This is a genomic window from uncultured Sphingomonas sp., from assembly GCF_946477935.1.
GTDB lineage: Bacteria > Pseudomonadota > Alphaproteobacteria > Sphingomonadales > Sphingomonadaceae > Sphingomonas.
The window spans coordinates 1-9,075 of sequence record NZ_CAMLAC010000148.1 but is presented as its reverse complement, the minus strand read 5'-3'; the positions used below and the strand labels follow the sequence as shown (position 1 = coordinate 9,075).

Annotated in this window: 10 protein-coding genes and 1 pseudogene; 9 read left to right on the top strand and 2 right to left on the bottom strand. The window is 68.1% G+C overall.

The features are described from left to right. From Q0U08_RS14245 to Q0U08_RS14210, 8 genes are all read left to right on the top strand, one after another. Positions 1-921: flagellar hook-length control protein FliK (locus Q0U08_RS14245; protein ID WP_298092084.1), on the top strand; the 921-nt coding region annotated here is incomplete at its 5' end. A gap of 12 nt (positions 922-933) precedes the next feature. Continuing rightward, positions 934-1,605 (top strand): flagellar basal body-associated protein FliL, encoded by a 672-nt coding sequence (fliL, locus tag Q0U08_RS14240; RefSeq protein ID WP_298092082.1) that lies wholly within the window; start codon positions 934-936, stop codon positions 1,603-1,605. A gap of 3 nt (positions 1,606-1,608) precedes the next feature. Continuing rightward, a complete protein-coding gene (locus tag Q0U08_RS14235; RefSeq protein ID WP_298092080.1) occupies positions 1,609-2,565 on the top strand; it encodes a flagellar motor switch protein FliM in 957 nt (318 codons plus the stop codon). Beyond that, positions 2,562-2,852, top strand: coding sequence for a flagellar motor switch protein FliN (gene fliN, locus Q0U08_RS14230; RefSeq protein ID WP_112381671.1), 291 nt, complete (start codon positions 2,562-2,564; stop codon positions 2,850-2,852). Before Q0U08_RS14235 ends, fliN begins: the two co-directional genes overlap by 4 nt. Positions 2,853-2,865: 13 nt before the next feature. Then, positions 2,866-3,180 (top strand): flagellar biosynthetic protein FliO, encoded by a 315-nt coding sequence (locus Q0U08_RS14225; protein ID WP_298092078.1) that lies wholly within the window; start codon positions 2,866-2,868, stop codon positions 3,178-3,180. Continuing rightward, entirely contained in the window at positions 3,177-4,046 is an 870-nt protein-coding gene (fliP, locus tag Q0U08_RS14220; RefSeq protein ID WP_298092076.1) for a flagellar type III secretion system pore protein FliP, read from the top strand. The genes Q0U08_RS14225 and fliP overlap by 4 nt, the downstream gene beginning before the upstream one ends. Positions 4,047-4,121: 75 nt before the next feature. Beyond that, positions 4,122-5,549: a M48 family metalloprotease gene (locus Q0U08_RS14215; RefSeq protein WP_298092074.1), complete on the top strand. Its 1,428-nt coding sequence runs from the start codon at positions 4,122-4,124 to the stop codon at positions 5,547-5,549. Positions 5,550-5,583: 34 nt separating this feature from the next. After that, complete coding sequence (locus tag Q0U08_RS14210; protein ID WP_298092072.1) at positions 5,584-6,603, top strand: glycosyltransferase family 2 protein; 1,020 nt, start codon at positions 5,584-5,586, stop codon at positions 6,601-6,603. A gap of 127 nt (positions 6,604-6,730) precedes the next feature. Here Q0U08_RS14210 and Q0U08_RS14205 read toward each other — a convergent pair whose 3' ends face one another. Together Q0U08_RS14205 and Q0U08_RS14200 are read right to left on the bottom strand one after the other, a co-directional pair. Next, complete coding sequence (locus Q0U08_RS14205) at positions 6,731-7,459, bottom strand: class I SAM-dependent methyltransferase (protein WP_298092070.1); 729 nt, start codon at positions 7,457-7,459, stop codon at positions 6,731-6,733. 3 nt (positions 7,460-7,462) lie between these two features. After that, on the bottom strand, positions 7,463-7,879 hold the full coding sequence (locus Q0U08_RS14200) for a GtrA family protein (RefSeq protein WP_298092068.1): 417 nt from the start codon (positions 7,877-7,879) through the stop codon (positions 7,463-7,465). A 128-nt stretch (positions 7,880-8,007) separates the two neighbouring features. On the opposite strand from Q0U08_RS14200, the pseudogene Q0U08_RS14195 reads away from it, so the two are divergent. Then, positions 8,008-9,075, top strand: a pseudogene (locus Q0U08_RS14195) (AcrB/AcrD/AcrF family protein); the annotation flags it as partial.

Sequence of the window (9,075 nt, the reverse complement as noted above, 5' to 3'; positions counted from 1 at the left end):
TCGCAGGAGGTGCCCGTGTCCACGCCGTTCCTCAAAGCGCCGGTGATGGGCGCGGCGCTGGACGTGCCTGTTCCTGCGCGCTTTGCCGTGCCCGCCGCCGCACCTGCGGCCCTGCCGGTCGACGATATTGCCGCCGACGTCGCGCGGGTTGCGGTGGCGACCGACGCCGGTGTCGCAGCGCGGCCGCCCGTGGGCGAGGTGGGGCAGGTGGCGCACGACGTGCCGGGGCCGGCCCGGTCCGATGGAGCGGTGGCGAACGTCGCGGATCGCGGCGTCACGCTGCCTGCGTCGCTTCCCGCTGTGCCGGTTGCGGATGCGTCGGGGCCGATCAAGGCCGGCGACGCTGCGCCCGCCTTTCAGGTGTTCGCCAGCGCGTTGCACCGTGATGCAGCGCTTCGCGAGGATCGGCGCGCGCCGGTCGATGCGCTGGCCGCGCCCGGCCTGGTCGCGCCGGTAACGACGGTCGCCCCGGCCATGGCCGCGCAGGACGCGCCGCTCGACATGCGGCAGGACCAGTGGCCGCAGGGCATGATCGACCGGATCGAGGCGCTGCGCGATCAGGCGGACGCGAACGATACGCGCATCCGGCTGGTGCCCGACGCGCTGGGCACGATCGACATCGCGATCAGCCGCCGGGACGATCAGGTGCATGTCCGCTTCGAGGCCGAACAGGCGCAGACCCGCGCGATGCTGGCGCAGGCGCAGCCCGAACTGACCGCCCTGGCGAGCGCGCGCGGGCTGAAGCTGGGCGAGGCGGGCGTCGATCCGGGCCAGCAGCAGGCCGCAGGTCAGAATAGCGGCCAGAACGGGGCCTTTACCCAACAGCAGCAACAGCCGCGTACGATGCGCAACCGGACGGCAAGTGCGGCACCGGCCGATTCGGTCGCCGACGACACCGCAGACGCGATGCGAATCGCCTGAGGATAGAGAAACATGAGCGACACCAACGAAGACGCCCCTGCCAAGAAGAAGAAGGGCAAGCTGGGCAAGATGCTGATCATGGGCGTCGGCCTGCTGGCGCTGCTGGGCGGTGGCATGGGCGCAGGGCTGTATGCCGCCAGTTCCGGTCTGATCGGCGGCGGCGGGCATGGCGCCGCGGAGGACCATGGCCCCAAGCTGATCCCCAAGACCGAGCAGAAGCGCAGTGCCGAAGGCGGTGAGGGCGGCGACCATGGCGGCGGCGAAAGCGGCGGCGGCGAAGGGGGCGGCCATGGCGAATCGGGCGAGGCCGCGCCCGAGGAACATGCCGGCCTGCCCTCGCCCACGCCCGGCGTGGGGGGCGAGCGCTATGCCAGCAACTATTTCGCGATGGAAAAGGAGTTCACCTCGAATCTGACCGATTCGGTGCACTTCATCCAGGTCGGTATCGCGGTGTCGACACCCTATGACGACACGGTCATCAACAATCTGAAAACCAACGATATTGCGGTCCGCTCGGCGATCCTGATGACGCTGGGCGACACCACCGAGGAGCAGGTCTTCTCCAGTGGCGGCAAGAAGCAGCTCCAGAAGCGGCTGGCCGATTCGATCAACCAGGTTTTGCGCCAGAAAGAGGGGTTTGGCGGAATCAGTAACGTGTACTTTACCAATTTCGTTGTTCAGTGAGGCATGGTTAACGGCCCGGACATCGCAGAACGACGCGAGCGCGCCCGCCCCGCATCGGCCGATCACGGCCTGCTGGGCGAGGCGAAGCTCAACCCGTTCGGCGACCTCCACACTTTGCAGCACCTGTCCGCGCGCTATGCGCGGTCGCTCAGGAGCCTGTTCGAGCCGTTGTTGCGTCAGGAAGTGCGAAGCTGGGCCGAGCCGCTGGTCGTCCAGCGCTTTGCCGATTACCGGGCCGAGCGCGGCGACGCGCTGACCGCGTGGGTGCCGCTGACCATGCCGCCACAGGCCGATCAGGGTCTGTGCGTGCTGGATGGACGCTTCGTGCTGGAGCTGCTCGACCTGTTCTTTGGTGGGTCGGGGGCGGCGCCCGCGGTGTTGCCGAGCGAGTTTTCGCCCGCGACCGAGGCGATGGTGGAGCGGCTGGGCGCGATGCTGGTCGCGCCGCTGCGCCAGGCATGGGAGCCGCTGGCGAAACTCGAGTTCGTGCCGGCGCGGCCCGAGGCGAGTGCGGCGATGCTGCCCGGCTTCGACGGCGACGATGCGATGATCGTCACCCGTTTCGGCATTGCGGCGGGCACGGCCGCGCCGGTGTTCATCGACCTGCTGTATCCGGTGTCCGCGCTGAAGCCGCACGGCGCCGCGCTGACCGGCAAGGTGGTGTCCAAGCCCGTCGATACCGATCCGGGCTGGCGCAGCGAGCTGACCCGCGCGGTGATGGGCGTGCGCTTCACCGTGCGTTCGGTGCTGGCCGAGCCGGTGGTGCCGCTCCAGACGCTGATGACGCTGAAGCCCGGCGACGTCATTCCGATCAGTTTCGGTCCCGAGGTTCCGGTGATGGTCGGCAACGACCTGCTGGGCACCGGGACCGTGGGCGCCGCCAACGGCCATGCCGCCGTGCGCCTGACCTCTCTCGTCCGTCCCGAAGGACTGGCTCGCACCGAAGGATCGCTTCAATGAACGACATGACCGGTGGTTTTCCGATCGATGGATCGGTGACCGCCAATTTCCGGCTGCTCCAGGACGTGGACGTCAAGCTGACCGTCGAGATCGGGTCGACGCAGTTGTCGCTGCGCGAGCTGCTGGCGCTGGGCGAGTCGAGCGTGATCGAGCTGGACCGCCGCGCCAACGAACTGCTGGACGTGTTCGTTAACGGCACGCTGATCGGCCGCGGCGAAGTGGTGACGGTGGGCGACCGCTTCGGCGTGCGCATGACCGAACTCGTCAATCCCGACAAGCGCGCCTGAGGCCCTGCCGCCCATGATGTGGTCCTATATCCTGAAGCTGATCGTGTTGCTGCCGCTGGTCTGCGGCCTGATGATCGGGTGCCTGTATGCGTGGCGCAAGCTAGAGACGCGCCTGCCGGGCAAGACGCAGGCGCGCACGATCGCGGTGAAGGAGACGATGATGATCTCGCCCGGGCTGCGGCTCGCCGTGATCGATTTCGAGGGGCGGCGGCTGCTCGTCTCGGTCGGGCGCGGGGGCGTGACGCTGGTCGACAAGATCGAGGGCGGTGCGGGTGATGCGACGGGCGGCCTTGGCCGGTTCGTGCCGGACAGGAACCACCGGGCATGAGCATCTCGGTCACGCGGCGCGGCACCGGGCCGGCGCTGATCCAGGCGCGTGCGTCGCAGCCGGCGGTGGCGGGCGGATCGCGGCTGCTGTGGATATTGCTGGCGATCGTGGTCGCCTTCTTCGTGGCAATGCCGGCCTTTGCGCAAGGCGCGCCGGCCGCCCCCGCGCCGGGCGTGGGCGATGCGGTGGACCGCGCGCTGGGGCAGTTGGGGGGCGGGGGCACGGGCCAGTCGGGCTCGCTGTCCTTGTCGCTGCAAGTCCTCATCATCATGGGCCTGCTCACGATCCTGCCGGGCATCCTGTTGATGATGACCAGCTTCACCCGGATCGTGATCGTGCTGGCGGTCCTGCGCCAGGCGCTGGGGCTGCAACAGACGCCGCCCAACCAGGTGCTGATCGGCCTCTCGCTGTTCCTGTCGCTGTTCATCATGGCGCCGACGATCAACCAGATGAACACACAGGCGATCCAGCCCTATGCGGAAGGACGGCTGGCCGGCACGCAGATGATCCAGGCGGCGGGCGCGCCGCTCCATGCCTTCATGGCCAAGCAGACGCGCATCAAGGACGTGACGATGTTCGCGCAGATGGCGAAGTCCGGCCCCTATGCGTCACCCAACGACATTCCCTATGCGGTGCTGCTGCCCGCATTCGTGACCAGCGAACTGAAGACCGCATTCCAGATCGGCTTCCTGATCTTCCTGCCGTTCATCGTCATCGATCTGGTGGTTGCCACCGTGCTGATGTCGCTGGGCATGATGATGCTGTCGCCCTCGATCATCTCGCTGCCGTTCAAGCTGTTGCTGTTCGTGCTGGTCGATGGCTGGGCACTGACCATGGGGAGCCTGGCGAACAGTTTCGCGACATAGCGGAAATGCCGCGGACCGCGGCGGCCGGAACCTAGCCGCGGCTTGTGCTTTCCTTGGGGAAAAAGGGGAAGCCTTATGCGCCAGTTCATCACCGCCGCCGCGCTTGTCGCGCTAACCGCCACGCCGGCCCTTGCCCAGACGCGGGCGATCTCCGCGAACGAGAAGGCGCAAGGGGCGCGGGCCAATCCGGAACTGCTCGCCGAATTCGGTGGGCCGTATCGGGGACCGCAGGCGGCCTATGTCGAGCGCGTCGGCAAGCGGGTGGCGGTGCAGTCGGGCCTGTCCAACGCGCAAGGCGATTTTACCGTCACGCTGCTCAATTCGCCGGTGGAGAACGCCTTCGCGATCCCCGGCGGCTATGTCTATGTGACGCGGCAGTTGCTGGCCTTGATGAATTCGGAAGCCGAACTCGCCTCGGTGCTGGGGCATGAGGTCGGGCATGTGGCGGCACGCCATTCGCAGGGGCGGCAACGGGCATCGACGATCGGGTCGATCCTGGCGGCGGGTGCGGGCCTTCTCACCGGCAGCAACCTGATCGGACAGGGGGTGAGCAGCGCGGCGCAACTGGGCGTGCTGGGCTATGGCCGCAACCAGGAATATCAGGCGGACGGCCTGGGCGTGCGCTATATCACCGCGGCCGGTTATGATCCCTATGCGGCGGCGGACATGTTGTCGGCGCTGGGCGCCTCGTCGCAACTGGCGCAGCGCACCTCGGGCCGGGACGCGACGGCGGTGCCGAGCTGGTTCTCCACCCACCCCAACAGCGAGGACCGGGTGCGCCGCGCGGTGAAGCTGGCGGCGGAGACGGGCCGGCCGGAGGCGAGCCCGATGCAGGACGTGACCTTCCTGCGGATGCTGGACGGGCTGCCCTATGACGATGATCCCGCACAGGGGGTGATCGACGGGCAGACCTTTCGCCATCCCGACCTCAGGCTGCGCTTCTCGGCGCCGAGCGGATACCAGATCGCCAACGGCACCGACGCCGTGACGGTTGCCGGGCAGGGCGGGCAGGCGCAGTTCCAGATCGGGCGCGGCAACGACCTGGCCGCGGCGATCAACGCGCGCTTCGCGACATTGGCGGGCAATGCCTCGTCGGCGGCGCCGGCGGGGGAGTTGCGCAGCGGGACGGCGAACGGCCTGTCCTACGCCTATCGCACCGCGCGCGCGTCCGCCAACAACCGGGCGGTGGATGCGACGGTGGTCGCCTATCGCTTCCCGTCCGCCATCTACACCTTCACGCTGGTGACGCCGGCGGGCAGCGGGGTCGGGCCGTTCGGGCCGCTGCTGGACAGCGTCGCGGCGCTGACCCCGGCTGAGGCGGCGGCGATCAAGGGCAAGCGGGTGCGCATCGTGACGGTGAAGGCCGGCGATACCATCGACAGCCTGGCACGGCAGATGGCGTACCGGGATTACCAGCGCGAGCGGTTCATCACGCTGAACGGGCTGGATCCCGATGCGCCGCTGACCCCCGGCCATCTGGTGAAGGTGATCGTCAACGGGTGACGCGAGGCGTGCGCGCGGCTACACCGCCGCGATCATGAATCGTCCCGCGCTGTCCGTCGTCATCCCCTGCTACAACGAAGCCGCGTGCCTGGCGCTGCTCCATGCACGCGTCTCGGCGGCGGCGCGGACGGCGGTGGGCGACGATTACGAGATCGTGCTGATCAACGACGGATCGCGCGACGATAGCTGGGCGGTGATGCAGCAACTGTCCGTCACCGATCCCCGGCTGGTGGCGATCAACCTGTCGCGCAACCATGGCCACCAGTTGGCCCTGACCGCTGGCCTCGACCTGTGCAGCGGCGCACAGATCCTGATCATCGATGCCGATCTGCAGGATCCGCCCGAACTGCTGGCCGACATGCGGCGCACGATGGTGGAGCAGGAGGCGGACGTCGTGTACGCGGTGCGGCGCAAGCGCGCGGGCGAGACGCTGTTCAAGAAGGCAACGGCGGCGATCTTCTACCGGATGCTCGACCGGATGACGGATACGCCGATCCCGCTCGACACCGGCGATTTCCGGTTGATGAGCCGCCGCGCGCTCGATGCGCTGATGTCGCTGCCCGAACAGGCGCGCTTCATCCGCGGCATGGTGGCATGGGTCGGGTTCCGGCAGGTGCCGTTCGCCTATGACCGCGCCGAGCGGCATGCGGGAGAGACCAATTATCCGCTGGGCAAGATGATGCGCCTGGCTTTTGATGCGGTGACGGGGTTTTCCACCGCGCCCCTGCGCTGGGCGAGCCATGTCGGGCTGGCGCTGACCGCGGTGTCGCTGCTGCTGATCGTCTATATCGCGGTGGGCTGGCTGTCGGGGTCGGCGGTGCAGGGCTGGACCTCGACCATGCTGGTCAACGTCGTGCTGGGCGCGGTGCAGATGTTCGTGCTGGGGATGATCGGCGAATATCTGGGGCGGCTGTATATCGAATCGAAGCGGCGGCCGCTGTACATCGTCGCCGATGTCGCAGGGCCGGTGCAGGGGCGGGCGACGCTGGGGTTCCGGGCGGAGCCGGTGGAGGTGGGGCCTGCTCCGGTGCGTTCGGACGAGGTGCATTCCTGAGCGACGTTGTGCGAGGTGCTTCGACTTCGCTCAGCACGAACGGTTGGTGGAGTGTGCCCGTAAACCCCTAAGCTCCGTTCGTGCTGAGCGTAGTCGAAGCACATGCCCCGAGGGCGGTTCCGTCCCCTCAGGCCGGCTCCGCCAGCGTGACGATCGAGACGCCCGGCGTCATCGGCAGGCGGCCGACCAGGTGGCGTTCCAGGCGGAAGATCGTCTCGAACGCGGTGTTGAGCGGCTTTGGCGGGGGCGAATCGTCGCTGTCGTCGCGGCCCGTCATCCGGCCGGCGAGGCGCGCGGCGGCGGCGAGCGGGAAGAGCAGCGAGTTGAAATAGGTCAGCTTCTTCGCGCGCAGCCCGGCCCGCTCGATCGCGTGGCCAAGCGTCGCCTTGGAATAGCGGCGGTGATGGTGGTTCACCACGTCGTGCGCGGACCACATCCATTGATGCGCAGGGACCGCGATCAGGATCTTGCCGCCGGGCTTCAGCAGGCCGGCCATCGCCTTGAGCGCGGCAACGTCGTCCTCGATATGTTCGACCACGTCGAGCACCGCGACCAGGTCGTAGGCGCCGCGCTCGATACCGGGCAGCGCAGGGAGAGGAGCGTCTCCGACCGGGCGGCCGAGCCGTTCGCTGGCGATTTTGCGCGCGGCCGGATCGATCTCGATCGCCTCGACACGGCCGAAGCCGCTCAGCATCGGCAGGTTGTGGCCGGTGCCGCAGCCGATCTCCAGGATGCGGGCATCGCGGGGCAGCGACGCGTAGCGGGTCAGATAGTCGGCCAGGATGTCGCGGCGGGCGCGATACCACCAATGGGTGGAATCATGTGCGGCCATACGGTCGTAGACGATGCGGTCCATGGCTTATCCGAATACCCACTGGCGGTTGATGATGTAGGTGACGAGCGGAGTGACGGTAACGGCAGGCAGCAGCGGCAGCCAGACCGGGCCGCCCAGCCATCCGGTGATGACCCAGGTGAAGACCGCGTTCAGCACCATGCCCGATGCCTGTACCGCGACGAACCTGATTTGCTGGCCCGGCCCCTCGTCTCGCGTGCCGTGGCCCTTGAAGCTCCAGCGCGAATGGAAGACGAAGCCGAACGCGACGGCGACCGCAAAGGCGGGGAACACCGCCAGCCATGCCTGACGCGGCGGCAGGCCCCAGGTGGCGAGCGGCAGATACACCGCGGAATAGATCACCGCGGACAGGCCGCCGACGATCGCGAAGCGCACGAGCTGGCCGACAATGCCGCTCGCCCGAAGCTGCTCCACCCGTTGCACGACCCCGCCCTCCCTTCTAACGCCCTGCCTCAACGCCCGTCTTGCCCTTTGCGTCGCCGACGATACACCGGCGCGACTTGCCCGAAAGGCCGGGCCTTAGGGCGGATGGACGCGTGAAGGAAGCATCTTTGGGTCGTCTGGAGGCCGGGTTCGATCGGCATTGGAAGCTGCTGACGCTGATCGCGTGGGCCGCGATCACCGCCTGGTTCGTGTATGACCGCTGGAACCAGATACGCTGGATGTCGCTGGGCGATACCGACGACAATATGCGGCTGATGCAGGTGCGCGCCTGGCTGGGCGGGCAGGGCTGGTATGATCTGCGCCAGTACCGGCTGAACCCGCCGGTGGGCTTCGACATCCATTGGAGCCGCCTCGTCGATCTGCCGATCGCCGGGCTGATCCTGTTCTTCCGCCTGTTCACCAGCAATATCTGGGCGGAGCGGCTGGCGGTGGGCATTGCGCCGCTGATCCCGTTGTCGGTCACCATGCTGGCGCTGGGTGCCACGGTGCGACGGCTGATCGCGCCGGCCGCCTGGCCGCTGGCCATCGCCTTCCTGCTCGGCACGGCGGCGACGATGCTGATGTTCATGCCGGAACGCATCGACCATCATGGCTGGCAACTGGCGATGCTGAGCGTGACGGTGGCAGGGTTGTGCGACCCGCAGGCGCGACGCGGCGGGATGATGGTGGGGCTGGCGAGCGCGGTGTCGCTGACCATCGGACTGGAGATGCTGCCCTATGCCGCGATGGCCGGCGCGATCATCGCGCTGCGCTGGGTATGGGACAGGGACGAGGCGCCGCGGCTGGGCATCTATGCGCTGACGCTGGGCGGCGGCAGCGCGGCGGGCTTCGTCGCCTTCGCCTCCAACGCCAATTACGCGATGCGCTGCGATGCGCTGACGCCGGTATGGCTGTCGGTGACGATGGCGGCGGGGGCGCTGCTGTTCGTGCTGGCGCGGGTGAACCCGGCATCGCGGGGCGCGCGGCTGGCACTGGCGCTGGTCGCGGGCGGGGGCATCGCGATCAGCTTTGCGATGCTGTTTCCGCAGTGCCTGACGCGGCCGGAGCAGGTGTCTCCGGAACTGCAGCGCAACTGGCTGAACAATGTGCGCGAGGCCAAGCCGATCTACAAACATCCGCTGCGCATGGCGCTGCCGATCGTCGTGCTGCCGCTGATCGGGCTGTTCGGCGCGATC

Excerpts from the sequence above, each read along its gene's own strand:
- Q0U08_RS14235 (WP_298092080.1), top strand. The coding sequence starts at position 1,609 with ATGGTTAACGGCCCGGACATCGCAGAACGACGCGAGCGCGCCCGCCCC.
- Q0U08_RS14215 (WP_298092074.1), top strand. The coding sequence starts at position 4,122 with ATGCGCCAGTTCATCACCGCCGCCGCGCTTGTCGCGCTAACCGCCACG.
- Q0U08_RS14225 (WP_298092078.1), top strand. The coding sequence starts at position 2,866 with ATGATGTGGTCCTATATCCTGAAGCTGATCGTGTTGCTGCCGCTGGTC.
- Q0U08_RS14205 (WP_298092070.1), bottom strand. The coding sequence starts at position 7,459 with ATGGACCGCATCGTCTACGACCGTATGGCCGCACATGATTCCACCCAT.
- Q0U08_RS14210 (WP_298092072.1), top strand. The coding sequence starts at position 5,584 with ATGAATCGTCCCGCGCTGTCCGTCGTCATCCCCTGCTACAACGAAGCC.
- fliP (WP_298092076.1), top strand. The coding sequence starts at position 3,177 with ATGAGCATCTCGGTCACGCGGCGCGGCACCGGGCCGGCGCTGATCCAG.
- fliN (WP_112381671.1), top strand. The coding sequence starts at position 2,562 with ATGAACGACATGACCGGTGGTTTTCCGATCGATGGATCGGTGACCGCC.
- fliL (WP_298092082.1), top strand. The coding sequence starts at position 934 with ATGAGCGACACCAACGAAGACGCCCCTGCCAAGAAGAAGAAGGGCAAG.